Origin of the sequence: Roseovarius sp. D22-M7 (assembly GCF_037083785.1) — a bacterium.
Classification (GTDB): Bacteria; Pseudomonadota; Alphaproteobacteria; order Rhodobacterales; family Rhodobacteraceae; genus Roseovarius.
The window spans coordinates 1-703 of record NZ_JBAPKY010000211.1 but is presented as its reverse complement, the minus strand read 5'-3'; the positions used below and the strand labels follow the sequence as shown (position 1 = coordinate 703).

Sequence of the window (703 nt, the reverse complement as noted above, 5' to 3'; positions counted from 1 at the left end):
GGGCCGAAGATCACGCCCTTGATGCCGCGGGTTTCCGCCAGCCGCTGGTCGGCGGTGATGATGGGAAGCGCGCCGGTCATGACAGCACCTCCGTCCGCGCCGGCGCGGCGTCGGTGTCATCGCGGGTCACGGCTGCAAAGAGCGCATCCAGCCGATCGGCCTCGGTGAGGCATTCGATGCCCTTGCGCCGCATGAACCGCCGCGCGTCATCGAGCAGGTCGGGCTCGGTGATCAGGTCCGGGACGGCGACGTATTCCTCGGCGCTTTCGACGAAGTAGGATTTCGAGCGCAGGTCCTTCACCAGCGGCGCGAACGCCGCGCAGACCTCTGCGAAATCCACCTGGCCAAACACGTCATCGCGGTTGCGCAGGATGCGCTTGACCTCGGAAATGATGCCGGTGCGCAGCATGCGCAGCGCGCCTTCCTGCCGCGCCTGCGTGCAGGTCAGCGGGAAAGCCGCCTCCATCATCTCATCGGCGACCCTCGGGGCGTTGTTGCCCAGACGGGATGCGTACTCCCAGACACGTTCGGCAAAAGCCGCTGATTGACTGTCAAGCATCGAACCATTCCTTGATTGTTGTGAAAGCTGCCGACCCCTGGGCGATGGCCTTGGCATCGAGGTCGTGAAACGGGGCATCCTGCGCCTCGCGCATGCCTTGCCGCGCGAGCGCGAGGTTCTCGTCCGTGGCCCATTCGGCAAAGG

At 65.6% G+C, this 703-nt stretch carries 1 protein-coding gene; it reads right to left on the bottom strand.

Annotated elements, in window-relative coordinates; all coding sequences use genetic code 11:
• Positions 1 to 76 precede the first annotated feature (76 nt).
• A complete protein-coding gene (locus V8324_RS22190; RefSeq protein ID WP_336422036.1) occupies positions 77 to 559 on the bottom strand; it encodes a hypothetical protein in 483 nt (160 codons plus the stop codon).
• Positions 560 to 703 lie beyond the last annotated feature (144 nt).